The organism is Nonomuraea sp. NPDC049607 (assembly GCF_040675375.1).
GTDB lineage: Bacteria > Actinomycetota > Actinomycetes > Streptosporangiales > Streptosporangiaceae > Nonomuraea.
The window spans coordinates 88,642-106,484 of sequence record NZ_JBFAOV010000003.1 but is presented as its reverse complement, the minus strand read 5'-3'; the positions used below and the strand labels follow the sequence as shown (position 1 = coordinate 106,484).

14 protein-coding genes are annotated in these 17,843 nt (G+C 72.1%); 8 read left to right on the top strand and 6 right to left on the bottom strand.

Going from position 1 to position 17,843, the window contains the following annotated elements; all coding sequences use genetic code 11:
- Positions 1–59 precede the first annotated feature (59 nt).
- From AB0J97_RS07775 to AB0J97_RS07745, 7 genes are all read left to right on the top strand, one after another.
- Positions 60–1,091, top strand: a complete 1,032-nt coding sequence (locus AB0J97_RS07775; RefSeq protein ID WP_364085947.1) for an acyl-protein synthetase — start codon at positions 60–62, stop codon at positions 1,089–1,091.
- A complete protein-coding gene (locus tag AB0J97_RS07770) occupies positions 1,088–2,356 on the top strand; it encodes an acyl-CoA reductase (RefSeq protein ID WP_357705838.1) in 1,269 nt (422 codons plus the stop codon). Before AB0J97_RS07775 ends, AB0J97_RS07770 begins: the two co-directional genes overlap by 4 nt.
- A 513-nt stretch (positions 2,357–2,869) precedes the next feature.
- Positions 2,870–4,966, top strand: coding sequence for a hypothetical protein (locus AB0J97_RS07765; protein ID WP_364085944.1), 2,097 nt, complete (start codon positions 2,870–2,872; stop codon positions 4,964–4,966).
- Between the two features lie 106 nt (positions 4,967–5,072).
- Entirely contained in the window at positions 5,073–6,323 is a 1,251-nt protein-coding gene (locus AB0J97_RS07760) for a glycosyltransferase (RefSeq protein ID WP_364085941.1), read from the top strand.
- Positions 6,310–7,008: a class I SAM-dependent methyltransferase gene (locus AB0J97_RS07755; RefSeq protein WP_357705841.1), complete on the top strand. Its 699-nt coding sequence runs from the start codon at positions 6,310–6,312 to the stop codon at positions 7,006–7,008. The genes AB0J97_RS07760 and AB0J97_RS07755 overlap by 14 nt, the downstream gene beginning before the upstream one ends.
- Positions 7,009–7,181: 173 nt before the next feature.
- On the top strand, positions 7,182–7,856 hold the full coding sequence (locus AB0J97_RS07750; RefSeq protein WP_364085937.1) for a polysaccharide deacetylase family protein: 675 nt from the start codon (positions 7,182–7,184) through the stop codon (positions 7,854–7,856).
- A gap of 28 nt (positions 7,857–7,884) precedes the next feature.
- Positions 7,885–9,342 carry a hypothetical protein gene (locus AB0J97_RS07745; RefSeq protein ID WP_364085934.1) on the top strand — a complete coding sequence of 486 codons (1,458 nt, stop codon included), beginning with the start codon at positions 7,885–7,887 and terminating at the stop codon, positions 9,340–9,342.
- Here the strand turns inward: AB0J97_RS07745 and AB0J97_RS07740 are convergent.
- The 4 genes from AB0J97_RS07740 to guaA all read right to left on the bottom strand — a co-directional run bounded on the left by AB0J97_RS07740 (position 9,339) and on the right by guaA (position 14,432).
- Entirely contained in the window at positions 9,339–9,803 is a 465-nt protein-coding gene (locus tag AB0J97_RS07740) for a response regulator (protein WP_357705844.1), read from the bottom strand. The genes AB0J97_RS07745 and AB0J97_RS07740 overlap by 4 nt on opposite strands.
- Entirely contained in the window at positions 9,800–11,386 is a 1,587-nt protein-coding gene (locus AB0J97_RS07735) for a CHASE3 domain-containing protein (protein ID WP_364085930.1), read from the bottom strand. The genes AB0J97_RS07740 and AB0J97_RS07735 overlap by 4 nt, the downstream gene beginning before the upstream one ends.
- A gap of 32 nt (positions 11,387–11,418) precedes the next feature.
- On the bottom strand, positions 11,419–12,597 hold the full coding sequence (locus tag AB0J97_RS07730) for a SpoIIE family protein phosphatase (protein ID WP_364085927.1): 1,179 nt from the start codon (positions 12,595–12,597) through the stop codon (positions 11,419–11,421).
- A gap of 287 nt (positions 12,598–12,884) precedes the next feature.
- Positions 12,885–14,432, bottom strand: a complete 1,548-nt coding sequence (gene guaA, locus AB0J97_RS07725) for a glutamine-hydrolyzing GMP synthase (RefSeq protein WP_357705847.1) — start codon at positions 14,430–14,432, stop codon at positions 12,885–12,887.
- 97 nt (positions 14,433–14,529) lie between these two features.
- Between guaA and AB0J97_RS07720 the strand changes: the two genes are divergently transcribed.
- Positions 14,530–15,483, top strand: a complete 954-nt coding sequence (locus tag AB0J97_RS07720; RefSeq protein WP_364085924.1) for a hypothetical protein — start codon at positions 14,530–14,532, stop codon at positions 15,481–15,483.
- Here AB0J97_RS07720 and AB0J97_RS07715 read toward each other — a convergent pair.
- Both AB0J97_RS07715 and AB0J97_RS07710 read right to left on the bottom strand, forming a co-directional pair.
- Positions 15,428–16,312 (bottom strand): SDR family NAD(P)-dependent oxidoreductase, encoded by an 885-nt coding sequence (locus AB0J97_RS07715; RefSeq protein ID WP_364085921.1) that lies wholly within the window; start codon positions 16,310–16,312, stop codon positions 15,428–15,430. The genes AB0J97_RS07720 and AB0J97_RS07715 overlap by 56 nt on opposite strands.
- A gap of 39 nt (positions 16,313–16,351) precedes the next feature.
- A complete protein-coding gene (locus AB0J97_RS07710) occupies positions 16,352–17,842 on the bottom strand; it encodes a DUF885 family protein (protein ID WP_357705850.1) in 1,491 nt (496 codons plus the stop codon).
- Between the last annotated feature and the right edge of the window lies 1 nt (position 17,843).

Below are 17,843 nucleotides of genomic sequence, written 5' to 3'. Positions count from 1 at the left end.
GAGGCGCGGACGATGCGGCTGTCCACGGTGGGGGTCGGGTTGTGGGGGGAGGCTGGGCGGTGAGTGTGTTCACGCTCGACGCCGCCGCGCGGGAGGCGGTGCTGACCGGGGAGCTGGCGGCGCTGACCGAGCGGCACCGGCGGGCGTGCCCGCCCTACCGGCGCATCCTCGACGCGATCGACTCCCGTCCGCCCTACGAGCGGGTGATCGACCTGCCGTGGCTGCCGGTGCGGCTGTTCAAGACGCACGAGCTGCGCAGCGTCCCGTCCGAGGAGGTGTTCCGGGTCCTGACCTCCAGCGGCACCACCGGGCAGCGCCCGAGCCGGGTCTACCTCGACCGGGAGGCGGCCGCCGCGCAGCCGCGCATGCTGGCCGCGACCCTGCGGGCGGTGCTGGGCGAGCGGCGGCTGCCGATGCTGATCGTCGACGGCCGCTCGGTCGTCCGCGACCCGACCCTGAGCGCCCGGGGAGCCGGGGTGCTCGGGATGATGAACTTCGGCAGAGATCACACCTTCGTCCTCGACGAGCAGGGCGAGGTCGACACGGAGGCCGTCGAGGCGTTCCTGGCCCGCCACGGCAGGAAGCCGTTCCTGATCTTCGGGTTCACCTTCATGGTCTGGCTCTACCTGCTCGATCTGGGGGCCGACCTGTCCGAGGGGGTGCTGATCCACTCGGGCGGCTGGAAGCGGCTGGCCGAGCAGGCGGTCGACAACGACGGGTTCCGCCGGCGGCTGGCGGCCGACTGCGGGCTGACCAGGGTCCACAACTTCTACGGCATGGTCGAGCAGATCGGCACGGTCTTCCTGGAGGGCCCCGACGGCGACGGGCTCTACTGCCCCGACTTCGCCGACGTCGTCATCCGCGACCCCGACACCTGGCGGGAGGTCCCGCCCGGCGTGCCGGGGCTGATCGAGGTGGTCAGCACCCTGCCCACCTCCTATCCCGGCCACGCACTGCTGACGGAGGACCTGGGCATGGTGCACGGCGTCGACGACGGCCACTGGCCGGGCAAGCGGTTCACCGTACTGGGCAGGCTGCCGAGGGCCGAGGCGCGCGGTTGCAGCGACACGTTCGGGCAGGGCGGCCGATGACCGATCAATCGATCACCGCCCGGATGCCGCGGCTGGGCGACGCGGCCGGGGTCGTGGTGCGCTTCCCGCCCGGCGCCTCGCCCGTCGCCGTCGAGGACCTGCTCGCGCAGATGCGGCAGGGCGTCCCCCTTGAGGTGGGCGACGAGCGGATGCGGGCGTTCCTGGCGGCGTTCGGCAAGCGGCTGCTGCGGCCCGCGCTGGCCCGCCGCCATCCCGAGCTGGGCTCGCTGGGGTTCTTCCTGCGGCCCAGCGAGCTGGCCCGCACCCTCGAAGGGCTGCGCACCTCCCACGTACGCGTGCCGCGCGGCCTGGTCTTCCACCTGCCGCCCGCGAACGTCGACACCGTCTTCGTCTACTCCTGGGCCCTGTCGGCCCTGATGGGCAACCGCAACGTCGTCCGCCTGTCGCCGCGCGCGGGGGCGGTGGCCGAGGTCATCATCGACACGCTGCGGGAGGCGCTGGCCGACGCCGATCCGGTGGTGGCGGCCACGCAGCGCATCGTGTCCTACGACCGGCGGGCCGAGGCCGTCACCGCAGGTCTGTCGGCGGCCTGCGACCTGCGGGTGATCTGGGGCGGCGACGACACCGTACGCGAGGTGCGCCGCCATCCGCTCGCGCCGCACGCCCGCGACCTGACTTTTCCCGACCGGTCGTCGTTCGCGGTGGTGAGCGCGGCGGCGTGGCTGTGCGCGCCGCGCGCGGCCCGGGTGGCGGCGGCCGAGGGGTTCGTCAACGACAGCTACTGGTTCGACCAGGCCGCCTGCTCCTCGCCCCGGACGGTGTTCTGGGTGGGGGCCGACGGCGACTGCGAGGCGGCGCGGGGTGACTTCACCGAGCAGGTGTCGCGGGTGCTGGCCGGGCGCGGGTGGGAGGTCGACGCGGCGATGGCGGTGGAGAAGCGGGTCTCGGTCTACGGGCTGGCCGCCGACGGGCTGGTGGACCTGATCGAGTTCCGGGGCAACGCGCTGGCCAACGTCACGCTGGCGGCGGCGGCCGCCATGCCCCGGCGGTGGCTGGGTGCGGGCACCTTCGCGCACGCGCGGGTGTCGACTCTGGCGGAGCTGATCCCGATGGTCGAGCGTAAGGACCAGACGTTGACGCACTTCGGGTTCTCGCTGGGTGAGCTGGAGGAGCTGGCCCGGGGGCTCGCCGGGCGTGGGGTTGATCGCATGGTGCCGGTGGGGAGCGCGTTGAGCTTCCACCGGGTGTGGGACGGGGTCGACCTGCCGGGCGAGTTCACGCGACTGGTGACCGTGGTCAGATGAGCCCTCGTCGGACGAACCGGCCGCGCACGGGGCTGGGCCACCGATGACGGCGCTCTCTCCGCCTGCCGCCAGGCGTCTGCTGACGACCGTCCCACCACTCGAAGGCACACCACCCCGAAGCCCAGACGCCCACGCCCTCTGTCCCGCCGCTTGGTGCTGAGGGGGTCCTGAGGGAGGGGCCGCCGGCCGAGGGTGAAGCGGCCGGCGTTCTGAGGGAGGGGCCGCCGGTTGAGGGTGAGACGGCTGGTCCGCTGCCTGGGGCTGTCGTTCGGGGGTGAAACGGCTGGTCCGCTGCCTGGGGCTGTTGTTCGGGGGTGAAACGGCTGGTCCGCTGCCTGGGGCTGTCGTTCGAGGAGGAAACGGGTGTGCCTTCCCGTTCGCTGGGGGCTCGGCAGGAGGGTCGGGTTTGTGGGGTTGGTTGAGTAGGGGGTTGGTGGGATGACGGTTGTTCTGGCGGAGGGGGTGGCGGGGCGGCGGGGGCTCCGGTTTCCGGGGCGGGGACTGTTGGGGTGGGTGCCGGCGGGGGTCGTGCTCGGTGCGGCGGTGTGGGTGCTGCTGTGGTGTGGGGTTTCGGTACGGGACCTGGCGGCCTTCGCCGCGTACGTCGGGCTCGGGGTGGCGCTGCCGGGGACGTTGCTGTGGCGGGCCCTCACCGGCGGCGGACGGACGCTCGCCGAGGACGTGGCCGCCGGGCTGGCACTCGGGTACGCGGTCGAGGTCCTGGTCTACATCCCCGCCCGCGCGGCGGGCCTGCCGCTGCTCGTGCTGGGCTGGCCCGTCACGGTCGTCGGGGCGTTCCTCGTGGTGCCGCGGTTGCGGCGTCACTGGCGGGGCCGGGCCGAACGCGAACGCATGCCCTGGTGGTGCGCCTGGTCGCTGGCGGGGGTCGCCGGTTACCTGCTGGCCTTCTGCGCCCGGTCGCTCTACCGGGTGCCGATCACCGACGCGTACGTCGACATGCCCTACCACCTGGCCCTGCTCGGCGAGGTCAGGAACCACGTGCCGCCCACGGTGCCGTCGGTGCTGGGCGAGCGGCTGTCCTACCACTGGTTCGTCTACGCCGAGATGGCGGCCACGAGCTGGGTCACCGGGATCGAGCCGCTGACGCTGGTCTACCGGCTGTCCACGCTGCCGATGACGTTCGCGATGGTCGTGCTCGTGGCGGTGCTCGGGCGGCGGCTCGGCGGCCGGTGGGGGGCGGGGGTCGCGGCGGTCGGCGTCACGTACTTCCTGTTCGCCCCGGCGCTGCAGGAGGGCGTGGTGTTCACCTCGCGGTCGATGTTCACCGCGTGGGCCAGCCCGACGCAGACGTTCGGCGCGTTGTTGTTCGCGCCCGTGGTGCTGGTGCTCACCGCCATGCGGCCGAAGGGGTGGGCGGCGGTGGCCGTGCTGCTGCTCGCGCTGACCGGTGCGAAGGCGACGTTCCTGCCGATGCTGCTGGCCGGGCTGGTGTTCGTGCTGGTCGTGCGGTTGCCGGTGGACCGGCGGCCGCGGCTGGAGTGGGTGGTGCCGACGGCGATCACGTTCGGTTGCCTGCTGATCGCGCAGTTCGTGGTGTTCGGACGGGGGGCGCAGGGCACGGTGGTGGCGCCGTTCGCCACGATGCGCACGTTGTGGGGGGTGGTGGCGGACGTGCAGCCGCCCGCGCTGGCCGCCGAGCCGTGGGGGCCGGTGCTGGTGTTCGCCGGCGTCCACCTGTTCTGCCTGGTCTGCGTGTGGGGCGGCGTGGCGGGGCTGAAGGCGCGGCTGCTGGACCCCGCGGTGCTGTTGCCGGTCGGGATCGGGCTGGCGGGCATCGGCGCGATCATGGTGCTCGGCCATCCCTCCGACGCGCAGCTCTACTTCCTCGAAGGGGTGCGGCCGTACCTGTCGGTGGCCGCGGTGTGCGGGGTGACGGCGGCCATGGATCGGCGGCGGGTGCCGTGGGCGGTGGTCGCGGGCCTGGCCGGGCTGGGGGTCGCGGTGGCCGTCGTGGCCGCGCGGTTGGAGCCGCCGGGCGAGACGCTGGTGCGGGTGATGGTGCCGTACCTGGTGCTCGCGGCGGTGGCCGTGGTGGTGCTGGCGTTCCGGCGGAAGGGGTTCTCGCTGGCGGTGGTGGCGCTGCTGGCGGGGTACGCCGTGCCGACCTCGCTACGGGAGGTGGTCGTGCACGTCGCGCCCGAGTCGTGGGAGCGCGAGCGGCTGATCCCGGCCGGGGCGCTGGAGGCCGGGCGGTGGCTGCGCGACCACTCCTCGCCCGGCGACGTGGTCGCCACCGACCTGCACTGCCGCAACCCGGCGCCCCGCCGTACGTGCGACAGCAGGCACTTCTGGGTCTCGGGGTTCACCGAGCGCCGGGTGCTGGTCGAGGGCTGGGCGTACGCCGAGAGCACGCTGTCGCGCGCCGAGCTGTTCGTGACCCCCTACCTCCAGGTGCCGTTCGCCGACCAGGCCAGGCTGGCGGACAACGACGCGGCCTTCCGCGAGCCGTCGGCCGCGAACGTCCGCAGGCTCCGGCAGAAATACGGCGTCAAATGGCTGTTCACCGGCAATGATCCGGCGTTGGGGAAATACGCCGAACTGCGCTTCCGCAACGCCGACTCCTCCGTGTACGAGCTCACAGCCGGGTAAAGCTTGTCCCCGTTCATGGAATGGTGACGAGAAACGGCACGCGCCCCGCTGGACGCCCCCAGCACCATTTCCGTGAACCTACCGCCACAAGCGATCAGGGAACTCTATGGACACGCGCGCCGCCATGGCCCCTAGCCCCAACGTCCTGGACACCTCGGCCGGCCTGGCGACCGTCGACATCGTCATACCGGTGCTCAACGAGGAACGGGCGCTGCCGGGCTGCGTGCGCACGCTGGCCGGGTTCCTGGAGGACAGGTTCCCGCTGCCGTGGCGCATCACGGTCGTGGACAACGGCAGCACCGACGACACCTGGAACATCGCCACCGGGCTGGCCGCCGAGCACGAGCGGGTGCATGCCCGCCGGCTCGACATCCGGGGCCGGGGGGCCGCGCTCAAGGCGGCCTGGCGGGAGAGCCCGGCCGACATCGTCGCGTACATGGACGTCGATCTGTCCACCGACCTCGGCGCGCTGTTCCCGCTGGTCGCGGCGGTGGCGAGCGGGCATTCCGAGATCGCCATCGGCACCCGGCTCGCGCACAGCGCCCGCACCCTGCGCTCGATCAGGCGCGAGGTGGTCTCGCGCAGCTACAACGCGCTGCTCCGGTACGGGTTCGGGGTCAGGTTCAGCGACGCGCAGTGCGGGTTCAAGGCGGCCAGGACCGACGTGGTCAGGCCGCTCATGGACAAGATCGAGGACGACGCGTGGTTCTTCGACACCGAGCTGCTGCTGCTGGCCGAGCACAACGGCCTGCGCGTGCACGAGGTGCCGGTCGACTGGATCGAGGACACCGACTCGCGCGTCCGGGTGGTCAGGACCGCGATCGACGACCTGAAGGGGCTGGCCAGGGTCGCCTGGTCGATGTCGATGGGCCGGGCCGAGGTCGAGGTGACGCGTTCGGAGCTCACGCCCACGCATCCCGACGCGGTGGTCGCCCGGCCGAGGGCGGTGACGCTGGCGAAGTTCGCCTCGTTCGCCGCGATCGGCGTGTTCTCCGTCCTGCTGTACGCGCTCATCTACCTGCCGTTGCGCGGCGTCTGGGCGCCCGCGCCGGCCAACCTGGGCGCGCTCGTGCTCACCGGGTTCGTCAACACCGAGGCCAACCGGCGGTGGACGTTCAACCGGCTGGGCGGGCGGCGTACCGCGATGCACTTCCGGGCGGCGCTGCTCTTCGTGGCCAACTACCTCCTGACCACCTCCGCCGTGCTCGGGCTGCGCAGCGTCTCTCCGGGGGCCGGGCGGCTGATGGAGATGAGCGCGGTGGTCGCCACGTACGGACTGCTCACCCTGATCCGCTTCACCGCACTGGACCGCTGGGTCTTCTCCCGCACAAGGAACCAGGTACATGGAAACCACTGAAATCCGTCGGCTGCTCGACCTGGAGGACACCCACTGGTGGTACCGGGAGCGGCGCGCGATCCTCCGCAGGGAGCTGCGCGAGCTCGGCCGTCCCGGGCGGGCCCTCGACGTCGGCGCGGCCGGCGGCGGGAACACCCGGGTGCTGGTCGAGGCGGGCTGGGACGCCACCGCGACGGACTACTGCGAGACGGCGGTCGAGGTGGCCAGAGAGCGCGGGCTCAAGGCCGTGCACGCCGACGCGCGGGCGCTGCCGTTCGAGACGTCGAGCATGGACCTGGTGACCGCGTTCGACGTGCTCGAACACATCCACGAGGACCATCTCGTCACCGAGGAGATCGCCCGGGTGCTGGCGCCCGGCGGGCACGCGCTGATCGCCGTCCCGTGCGACATGGCGCTGTGGTCGGCGCACGACGACGCCGTGGGGCACGTACGCCGCTACGGCCGCGACACGTTGACCGTCGTGGTGGAGAAGGCCGGGCTGAAGGTGGACCGGCTGTGGAGCTGGAACGTGCTGCTGCGCCCGCTCGTGGCCCGGCACCGGCGGCGGTCGCAGGGCAGCGACCTGCAGCGGACGCCCGCGGTGGTCAACGCGGGCCTGTCGATGGTGGTGCGCGCCGAGCGCTACCTGCCGGTCAGGTCACTGAAGGGCGTGACGCTCTTCCTGCGGGCCAGGCTGGGACGGTAGGCGCGCGGGCTGCCGGAGCCGGGCCGAGGGCGGGTCCCACGCCGGAGCCGGATCGAGGGAAGGTCCCAAGCTCGCGGAAGGTCCCACGCCGGAGCAGGCCGCGAGCCAGGGCGCAGGTCTCAAGTCGATGTCCGCGCGCACGGGCGGGCCCGGATGGTTCTAGGCTGTCGCCTGTGGTGATTCACGCCCTCCTCGCGGCCACTCTGGCCCTGACCGCCACGCCCGCGGCCGCCGCCCCGAAGATCGACTGTGCCCGGCTCAAGTGCCTGGCGCTGACCTTCGACGACGGCCCGAGCGAGCACACGGCGACGCTCCTCAAGGTGCTCAAGAAGGAAGGGGCCAAGGCCACCTTCTTCCTCGTCGGCAAGCAGGTCGAGCGGCGTCCGGCGCTGGCTCGGCAGGAGGCCGCCGAGGGGCACGCGATCGGCGACCACACCTACTCGCACCCCTCGCTGCCGACGCTGCGCGACGACGACATCATCGAGGAGCTGCGCACCACGCAGGCCCTCATCGAGGACGCCACGGGTCGCCGGCCGAAGATGTACCGCCCGCCCTACGGGCACACCGACGAGCGCGTGCTGCGGATGGCCGACCAGCAGGACCTCGCCGAGATCCTGTGGACGGGCACCACCCTCGACTGGAAGCTGCGCGACGCCAAGAAGATCAAGGCGACGGTGCTCAAGCTGGCCAAGCGCGACGGCGTCATCCTCATGCACGACACGGTCCCGCAGACCGTCAAGGCGATGCCTGAGATCCTCAAGGAGCTCAAGAAGCAGGGCTACACCCTCGTCACCGTCCCGACGCTGTTGCGCGGCAAGGTGCCGGAGTCCGGAGTGAGCTACTTCTGAGCACGCCTCCCTCCGAAGTGCTGGAGCCATGGAGAGTGTCGGTGCCGTAGCGCGTCCCAGGCCGTGGGGCGCGCTCGCGACCTTCCTGATCATCCAGGCGGTGCTCGCCTGCTGGTGGGCGGCCTTCTACCCCGGGCTGTTCAGCCGCGACTCGGTGCTCTATCTCAGCCACACGGTCGTCGGGCCGTGGATGAGCGATCATTCGGTGGCCTACGACGCGCTGCTGTGGCTGAGCTTCACCAAGACCGGTGACCTCGGGGCGGTCTCGTTCGCCCAGACCACGGCGATGGCGGGGGCGCTGACCTATCTGGCGCGGTCGCTCGGGGCGTCGGGGGCGCCGCGGTGGGCCACGACGCTGGTGGCGGTGCTGGCGCCGGTGACGCCGACGGTCGGGGCGTTCACGGTCACGCTGTGGAAGGATGTGCCGTTCACGATCTGCGCGATCATGATCGCGGGGGTCTGCGCGCGCATGGCCGCGCGCCGGCGGGTCTCCCTGGCCGGGCTCGGCGTGCTCATGACGCTGCTCGGGCTCTTCCGCGCGAACGGCTTCCTCGTCGTGGGCATCGCCGTCGTCGTCCTGCTGGTGGTCGTCGCCACGCGACGGGTACGCCTCGCGCTCGTCGGCACGGTGGCGGCCGCCGTGCCACTGCTGCTCACCAACCTCCTGTTCCCGCGGTTCGGCATCACGCCGCCGTCCAGCACGTACGTCTACCACACGGCCTTCGCCGACGTGGCGGTGGCGTTCAGGGAGCGTCCTGAGCTGTTCACCGAGCAGGACAAGGCGCTCATGACCTCGGTCGCGCCGCTCACCAGGTGGTGGGAGGGCGGCACCTGCGCCACGGTCAACCTGCTCATCTGGCGACGCGACTTCAGCTGGCAGGCCGCCGACGCGCACGCGACCGAGCTGCTCGACCTGTGGAAACGGCTGCTGACCAGCGAGCCCGGGATGATCGTCGACGCCCGGTTGTGCCGGGGGGCGATCGCGTGGAGCCCGGTGCAGGACCCGTTCGTGGTGGGCGGGATGACGTACCGGTTCTCCCGGCGGCCCACCGCCGACACGTACGTGGGGCCCGGCAAGGTGCCGGACTTCGCCGGTCGTGGGGTGTTCTCGCTCCGGCCGCTGTCGGCCGAGCTGAACCAGGTGGCCGAGCCGTGGTTGACGGGGGCGCTGGCCCCGGAGTGGGACTGGGTGTTGTGGCGGGGGGCGTCGTGGGCCTACCTGTCGTACGCGGCGGTGGCGCTCGGGGCGCTGGCCCTGCGCAACCGCTATGTGCTCGGGGTGGCGGCGGTCGTGGCCGGGCAGCAGCTCGCCGTGCTGGCCAACATCTCGGCGCAGGACTTCCGGTACATGGCCACGCCGATCTTCGTCGGGCTGCTGCTGGTGCCGCTGCTCGTCGGGAGCGTCGGACGACTGCTGCTCGCCGCGGCCAGGTGGGCGTGGCGGGCGCTGCGCCGCCGGGCCACGCCCGCCGCGGAAGGCGGCTAGGCCAGATCCTGGCCGTCGGGCAGCCGGGTACGGCCGGGCAGCCGCACCACGGTGACGAAGAACTCGTCGATCTGCCGGATGACGGCCATGAACTGCTCCAGGTCCACGGGCTTGGTCACGTACGCGTTGGCGAACAGCTTGTAGCTGCGCAGGATGTCCTCCTCGGCCGAGGAGGTGGTCAGGACGACGACCGGGATCGCCCGCAGCTCCGGATCGCCCTTGATCTTCTCCAGCACCTGCCGCCCGTCGTACTTGGGCAGGTTGAGGTCGAGCAGGACGAGGTCGGGCCGGGGCGCGCCGACGTGCGCACCGCGCTGGTAGATGAAGTCGAGCGCCTCCAGGCCGTCGCGCACGACGTGGAGGTTGTTGCGGATCTTGTTGTCCTCGAACGCCTCGCGGGTGATGAGCTCGTCACCGGGATCGTCCTCCACCAGGAGCACTTCGATGGGCTGGACGGTCATTCGGGTGCTCCTTCGTCGGTGACGGCGGGCAGGGTGAAGCTGATCCGGGCTCCCTCGGTGTGGCCGGTGTCGAGCCAGATCGTACCGCCGTGGTTCTCCACGATCTTCTTGCACATCGCCAGGCCGATGCCGGTGCCGCTGTACGCCTCCCGGCTGTGCAGGCGCTGGAAGATGACGAAGATCTTATCGGCGAACTCGGCGTCCACGCCGATGCCGTTGTCGGTGACCGAGAACAGCCACTCCTTCTCCCGCTGCTCGCAGGTGATCCGGACGCGGGGTGCGCGGTCGGGGGCGCGGAACTTCAGCGCGTTGCCGACGAGGTTCTGCCAGAGCATGCCGAGCATCGTGGGGTCGCCGATCACGTTCGGCAGCGGGTCGGGCCGCTCGATCTCGGCGCCGGTCTCCTCGATCACCGTCGACAGGTCCACCAGTGCCTTGTCGAGCGACTCCTCCAGCTCGACCGGCTTGCGGTCGTCGTACAGGCGGCCGACGCGGGAGAAGGTGAGCAGGTCGTTGATCAGGACCTGCATGCGGGTGGCGCCGTCGACGGCGAAGTGGATGTACTGGACGCCGCGCTCGTCGAGCACGTCGCCGTAGCGCTTCTGGAGCAGCTGGCAGAACGTGGCGATCTTGCGCAGCGGCTCCTGGAGGTCGTGGGAGGCGACGTAGGCGAACTGCTCCAGCTCGGCGTTCGACCGCCGCAGCTCCTCGGCCTGGGCGTCGAGGCCCGCCGCCTGCTCGCGCAGCAGGACGTGCTGCTTGCGGGAATCGTCGAGGGCGAAGACGATCTTCGTGCGCATCGACTCCACGTCCCGTGCGACCTCGCGGATGTCGGCCGGCCCGCTGACGGGGATGACCCGGTCGAAGTCGCCGCCGGCGATGTCGCGGGCGGCTTCGCGCAGTTCGTCGAGCGGACGGCCGATCGCCCGCCGCAGCAGGACCGCCATCGCGACGCCGGCCAGCAGGAACAGGATCAGCATGATGACGAAGGCCAGGTTGCGCACCTGCTCGACCTGCGCCAGCTCCTCCTGGGCGCGCTGGCGGGTCTTGGCCAGCCGGTCGTCCTGCCGGTCGAGCAGCGCCCTGATCTCGTCGAAGGCGTGCTTGCCGCTCTCGATGCGGCTCGCGGAGATGACGCCGTCGGCCCGCTTGTCGGCGGTGAGCGGCTCGGCGTAGTCGCGCCGCCAGGCGGCCGCCGTGTCGCTGACGGCCTGCAGCTCGCCCTTCAGCTCCGGACGGTCGCCGATGAGCGCGGCGATGCGTTCGCGGCTGCGCCGCTCGGCCTCCACGCCCGCCGTGTACGGCTCAAGAAAGTCCTCGTTGCCGGTCAGCAGGAAGCCGCGTACGCCGGTCTCCTGGTCGATGAGCGTGCTGCGCAACTGGGCGGCCTCGATCCTGGCCGGCGAGATGCGCAGGATGACCTGGTCCGACAGCCGGGCGGTGCGGTCGAGCATCACGGTGGCGACCACGACGCAGGTGACCACCAGGACCGACACGGCCGCGATCATCAGCACGAACCAGCCGTGCACGGTCAGCCGCCGCCAGCCCTGCTCATCCGCCCGCGTACGGGAAACCTTCTGCACGGCCCGCCTCTCCGGAGCAGACGCCTGTCCGCTCACGATTCGTCTTTCCAGCGCAGGTGCACGACGGCGACGTCGTCGGCCGTCGCGTCGTGGACGGAGGCCGCCTCGACGTCGGCGAGGATCGCGTCGAGCAGGGCCTCGCTGCCGAGGCCGGTCCACCGGTGGGACAGCTCCAGCAGGCCCTCCTCGCCCAGCCACCGCGGCGCCTCCCCCGGCAGCCGTCGCTCGAAGAGGCCGTCGGTGTAGAGCGTCACGCCGCCGCCCTCGGGCAGCTCCAGCAGGTCCTCCTCCCAATCGGCCTCGATGGGCAGGCCGAGCGCGGGCCCCTGCCGGGGGTCGGCGAGGAGCACCGAGTCGGCCGTGTGCAGCAGCAGGCCGGGATGCCCGGCGCGCCAGACGCGCATGGTGTGCCGGTCGGGCTCCAGGACGACGGTGGACATCGTGACGAAGATCTCCGAGCCGGCCCGTTCGGCCAGGAGGATGCGTTCGAGCTGGCGCAGCAGGGGGACGCCGGTCACGCCGTTGAGCACCAGCGCGCGCCAGGCGATGCGCAGGCAGACGCCGAGCGCGGCCTCGTCGGGTCCGTGGCCGCACACGTCGCCGATCACCGCGTGCACGACCTTGTCGTCGGTCTCGACGACGTCGAAGAAGTCGCCGCCCAGCGTGGACGACCCGCGGCTGGCCCGGTAGCGGGAGGCGACCTCCAGCGGCATCTGCTGCAGCAGCGGCGACGGCAGCAGGCCGCGCTCCAGGCGGGCGTTCTCCTTGGCCCGCATGCGCTCGGTGTGCAGCGCCACGGCCGCCTGCTCGGCCTGCTTGCGCTGGATGGCGTAGCGCAGGGTGCGGCCCAGCCATTCGGCCTCGACCCGGCCTTTGACCAGGTAGTCCTGGGCTCCGGCGGTCACCGCGGCGAGGCCCGCGCCCTCTTCGGCCAGGCCGGTCAGCACGACGACGGCGGCGTCCCCGGCCTCCTCCAGCACCGACGACAACGCGGAGAACTCGTAGGAGTCGGGCAGGCCGAGGTCGAGCAGCACGCACTGGGGGCGCAGCCGGGCCAGCGCCCTGCGCGCCTCGTCGACCGAGCGCGCCCACTCCAGCCGCACGGCGAGGCCGCTGTCCTCCAGCAGCTCCTGGACGATCAGCGCATCCTGCGGATCGTCCTCCACGAGCAACACCAACGGCTGCCGGTCATCCTCACTCGCATGGGCCATGTTGGCAATTGCACCCTTCGTCACCGGCACCGAGCTCTAGCGAATCGACGCCTCAGGTGCCCCACTGCCCACTCCGGCCAAGATTTGGCCCAAACTCACCGACTTTTCCCAGAAAACTTTCCGGTATGCGTCCACGGGCTGAGCAATCGTCACGGGCCAGGATCCGGCGGGCACGGCGAATCGACCTCTTTCCACCATAACCAATGCTCTGACCTGCATTAACCGCTCATGGCCGGACATGCGAACGGTCCGGACCGAAGCCGGCCCGGACCGTCAGCACAACGGCGTCACTCCCACTCGATGGTGCCCGGGGGCTTGCTCGTCACGTCGACGACCACCCGGTTGACCTCGCGTACCTCGTTGGTGATGCGGGTGGAGATGCGCGACAGGACGTCGTAGGGCACCCGCGCCCAGTCGGCCGTCATCGCGTCCTCGGACGTCACGGGCCGCAGCACGACCGGGTGGCCGTAGGTGCGGCCGTCGCCCTGCACGCCCACCGAACGCACGTCGGCCAGCAGCACCACCGGGCACTGCCAGATCTGCCGGTCGAGGCCGGCGCGGGAGAGCTCTTCGCGGGCGATGGCGTCGGCCTCGCGCAGCAGCGCCAGGCGGTCGCGGGTGACCTCGCCCACGATGCGGATGCCGAGCCCCGGGCCCGGGAACGGCTGCCGCCAGACCATGGCGGGCGGCAGGCCCAGCTCTTCGCCGGCCCTGCGGACCTCGTCCTTGAACAGCGCGCGCAGCGGCTCGACCAGCTTGAACTGGAGGTCTTCCGGCAGGCCGCCGACATTGTGGTGGGACTTGATGTTGGCGGTGCCCGTGCCGCCGCCGGACTCGACGACGTCGGGGTAGAGGGTGCCCTGGACCAGGAAGTCGACCGGGCCGTCGGCCATGATGGCGCGCTGCTCGTCCTCGAAGACGCGGATGAACTCGCGGCCGATGATCTTCCGCTTCTCCTCCGGGTCGGTGACGCCCTCCAGCGCCTTCAGGAAGCGGTCGGAGGCGTCGACGACGCGCAGCTTGACGCCCGTGACGGCCACGAAGTCGCGCTCGACCTGCTCGGCCTCGCCCTTGCGCAGCAGCCCGTGGTCGACGAAGACGCAGGTGAGCCGGTCTCCGATGGCCCGCTGGACGATCGCGGCGGCCACCGCGGAGTCGACGCCGCCTGACAGCGCGCAGATGGCGCGGCCGTCGCCGACCTGACGGCGCACGGACTCGACGGAGTCTTCGACGATGTTGAGCATCGTCCAGGACGGACGGCAGCCGGCCGCGTCGAGGAAGTGCTTGAGCACGGCCTGACCGTGCTCGGAGTGGAGCACCTCGGGGTGGAACTGCACGCCGTAGAGGCCGCGCTCGGGGTGCTCGAAGGCGGCGACCGGCGTCTCGCTCGTGGACGCGGTCACCGCGAAGCCCTCGGGGGCCGCGGCCACGCTGTCGCCGTGGGACATCCAGACCGTCTGCGCGGCGGGCAGCCCCTGGAAGATGACGCCCTCGTCGAGCACCTGGAGCGCGGTGCCGCCGTATTCGGCGACGCCCGTGCGGGCGACCTCGCCGCCCAGCGCCTGGGCCATGGCCTGGAAGCCGTAACAGATGCCGAACGTGGGCACGCCGGTCGAGAACAGGCCGTGCGGCACGGGCGGCGCGCCTTCGGCGTAGACCGAGGACGGCCCGCCGGACAGGATGATCGCCTTGGGCTTCTTGGCCATCATCTCCTCGACGGGCATCGTCGAGGGCACGATCTCGGAGTAGACGTGGCACTCGCGCACCCGCCTGGCGATGAGCTGCGCGTACTGTGCGCCGAAGTCGACCACCAGCACTGTGTCGAATTCAGACACCGTGAGAACCCCCCAAAGGCGAAATGCGGTGCCTTCATTGTATCGGCCTCGGGTATTACGCCTGGCCTCACACCCGCACTCGTGCTAACACAGAACGGTGGATCTTGTCTGGCCGGCCTTGGCGTGGGCCGTGTGGGCCGCCGCGCTGGCCGCCGCGTTCGGGTTGACGACGCGCCGGGCCGCCTCTCCCCCGCCCGTCCCTGCTCCCCAGGCGCCGCCGTCCGTCGTCGAGCTCTTACGCGGGCTGCGCGCCGGCGAGGTCTTCCACGCCACGGTCTTCGACCTGGCCAGGCGCGGATTCCTGACGATCCGGGGCGACCGGCTCACGCTCTCCGCGAACGGCGAGGGGCAGTTGTGGCCGTACGAGCGGTGGGTGCTCGACCGGATGGCCGCGCGGCTGGCGGGAGCGCCGCAGGCGCCGGTCGTCGCCGTGATGCCGGACAGCGGCGACCTCGACGCCGAGTTCGTGCCCCTGGTGCGGCAGAGCGCCATCGACCTCGGGCTGGCCCGGCGGCGCTGGCAGAGCATGCTCGTGCCGCTGCTGCTGGCCGCCGCGCTCGCCGTCCCCTGGTACGTCACCATCTCCCAGGCGGGCGTGTCGTGGCCCGGCTGGATCGCCACGGCGGGGGCGTTCGTGGCCGGGACCGCGCTGCTGCTCGGCGGGCGCGGCTTCCTGCTGACGCCGCTCGGCCGCGAGGCCGCCGGGCCCGAGCCCGCGCCGGTGGACCCGCGACAGGAGTGGATCTTCACCGGCGACGGGTGGCGCGGTGTCCTGGTCGAGCCCGCGCCCCGCGACGGCGGCGCGGCCAAGCGGCAGGAGGTCGAGGGCCGGGTGGTCAAGCGCTGGATCGTGACCGAGCACGGCGACGACCTGTCCTCCTCGCGCACCTGTTACGTGGCGGTGCACGACGGCACCTCGGAGCGGGCGCCGGCCTACCGGGCCAAGGAGCGGTTCTACCAGGACGTGCTGCCGGGCGACTTCGTCCGGCTGCTGGTCAATCCCCGGCGTGGGAGCGTGGTGAGCGTGCTGGTCCACGAGCGCCGCTGGTAGCGCCGGGCAGGTCGCCCGACAGCAGGAGCTCGGTCTGCCTGCGCAGGCGGTCGCCGAACTCGGGGTGGGTCAGCACGAGGAATCGTTCCTCGTGGATGGCCCGGACGACGAGGGCGGCGACCTCGGCGGGCTCGACGCCGCGCGCCATGGCCGCCGCGACGGCCTCGCGGGCGGCCGACTCGTCGTCCGTCGGGGTGGTGACCAGGTCGGCCGGGCGGGAGCGGTCGGAGTCGTCGATCCGCGTCCGGACCGCGCCGGGGCAGAGCGCGGTCACGCGGAGCTTGGAGCCCACGGTGGCGAGGTCCTGGGCGAGCGACTGGGAGGCGGCCAGCGCGGCGTACTTGGTGATCGCGTAGCCGCCCGCGCCCGGCGCGGCGAGCAGCCCGGCCACGGACACGGTGTTGACGACGTGCCCCTCGGTGTCCTGCCGGATCATGCGCGGCACGAACGCGTGCACGCCGTGCAGCACGCCCCACAGGTTCACGCCGAGCAGCCAGGCGAAGTCCTCGGCGGTCCTGGTCCACATGTGACCGCCCTGGTAGACGCCGGCGTTGTTGCACAGCACGTGCACCGCGCCCAGCTCGCCGAAGCTCCGGTCGGCCAGGTGCCGCACGGCGGCCGCGTCGGAGACGTCGGTGACCTGCGTGAGCACCTCGCCCGGCCCGGCGGACGCCTTCTCCGCGAGCGCGGCCGTCCCGGCCAGCCCGCCGGGGTCGACGTCGGCCAGCATCAACGCCATGCCCTCGGCGGCGAACCGGACGGCCAGGGCCCTGCCGATGCCGCTGGCCGCGCCCGTCACCACCGCGACCTTGCCGGACAGTTCACGCACCGCCTGAACCTCCCTAGCGCTCGCTCGGTCCCCCCGACGCTACAGGATCGCGCCGAGCAAACCCAGGGGCGGCGAGCCGAGATCGAACAGCGCCTTGTGGAAGCGCTGGAGCGTGAAGCCCGCTCCCCACTGCTCGCGCGCCTGCTCGCGCAGATCGAGGATGAGCAGCTTGCCCCAGGTGTAGCGGCCGTACGTCGGGTCGAAGGAGGCGCGGCGGGCCTCCGACAGCGCGGCGGGACCGGCCAGGTGGGTGTCGGACTCGAAGCGCCTGGCGCCCTCCTCGACCGTCATCTGCCCGGTGTGCACGCCGATCGCGCAGGCCAGCCGGGTGACCCGGATCAGGGCCTCCACCCAGACGCCGATCTCGAAGCGCGGGTCGTCGGGCGCGAAGCCCTCCTCGACGCACAACTCCTCGGCGTAGTGCGCCCAGCCTTCGACGAAGGCCATCGACTGCAGCAGCCGCCGCACGTCCGAGGGGGCCCGGCGCAGCGCGCGGGCGTGCGAGAAGTGGCCGGGGGCCACCTCGTGCACGTTGATGGCGGGCAGCGTGGTGGCGCTGAAGACCTCCAGCCACTCCTCCTGGTCGCGCTCGCTCCAGGACGCGTCCGGCGGGGTGATGTGGTACCAGGAGGGCCCCTCGGGCTCGCCCGGCGAGTTCCACGCCATCATGGCCATGGCCCAGCGGCGCGACTCCGGCGCCAGCCCGACCAGGCACTCGCCGTCGTGGTAGGGCACGAGGTCCTTCTCGCGGGTGAAGGCGATGGCCTGTTCGGTGCCGATCCTGGCCGCCTCGATCACGCCGTCGGCGTCCGGGTGGTCCTTGACCAGCTCGCGTACGACGTCGAGGGGCGGTTCGGAGCGTCCGAGCTTCGCGCAGGACTCGGCGAGCAGCCCCATGAGCCGGTCGCGTTCGGCGTCGGCGCGCTCGGCCAGCCTGCCCAGGTCGACCGGCAGGCCCTCGGCGCTGCTCATGAGCTTGACCAGGGCCGCGCCGCCGAGCGCCGCGTCGGGGTCGCCCTCGGCGGCGGCCCGCGCGACGTGCGCCACGAGCCTGCCGTGGGCCTCGATCGCGGCCTCGTCGGTGATGCCCGCGGCCAGGCCCTTCACCGCGCCCAGCAGGGACGTGGCGACCGGCGCCGCGACCTGGTCGAGCGAGGCGATCGCGGCGTCCACGGCGGCCGGCCACTGCGCCAGGTGGGCGGCCTTGGCGGCGGCGCGCTCGGCCTCGGGGCCGTAGTCGCGGTCGTAGCAGGCCAGGTCGAGGTTGGACAGGTGGATCAGCGGGTTCCTGCGGTGCAGCTCCAGCTCGCCGAGCTGGGCGCGCATGGTCTCCTCGAAGATCTGCAGGTGCTCGGCGTCGTGCGGGTCGGCCGGCGCCTCGCCCTTGCCCAGGCGCTCCAGACCGGCCCGTACGCCCTCGGGAGACAGGTCCTGGATCTGGCCGTCGTACTCGTGCCTGCCGCCCCCTTCGCGCGCCTCGGACACCATCAAGTCGGTGATCGCGCGCAATCTGGGGTCAAGTTCTGTCATG

What these genes read in the sequence shown, in the direction of transcription:
- AB0J97_RS07770 (WP_357705838.1), top strand. Translation starts at nt 1,088, where the DNA reads ATGACCGATCAATCGATCACCGCCCGGATGCCGCGGCTGGGCGACGCG.
- AB0J97_RS07760 (WP_364085941.1), top strand. Translation starts at nt 5,073, where the DNA reads ATGGACACGCGCGCCGCCATGGCCCCTAGCCCCAACGTCCTGGACACC.
- AB0J97_RS07755 (WP_357705841.1), top strand. Translation starts at nt 6,310, where the DNA reads ATGGAAACCACTGAAATCCGTCGGCTGCTCGACCTGGAGGACACCCAC.
- AB0J97_RS07745 (WP_364085934.1), top strand. Translation starts at nt 7,885, where the DNA reads ATGGAGAGTGTCGGTGCCGTAGCGCGTCCCAGGCCGTGGGGCGCGCTC.
- AB0J97_RS07740 (WP_357705844.1), bottom strand. Translation starts at nt 9,803, where the DNA reads ATGACCGTCCAGCCCATCGAAGTGCTCCTGGTGGAGGACGATCCCGGT.
- AB0J97_RS07730 (WP_364085927.1), bottom strand. Translation starts at nt 12,597, where the DNA reads ATGGCCCATGCGAGTGAGGATGACCGGCAGCCGTTGGTGTTGCTCGTG.
- AB0J97_RS07710 (WP_357705850.1), bottom strand. Translation starts at nt 17,842, where the DNA reads ATGACAGAACTTGACCCCAGATTGCGCGCGATCACCGACTTGATGGTG.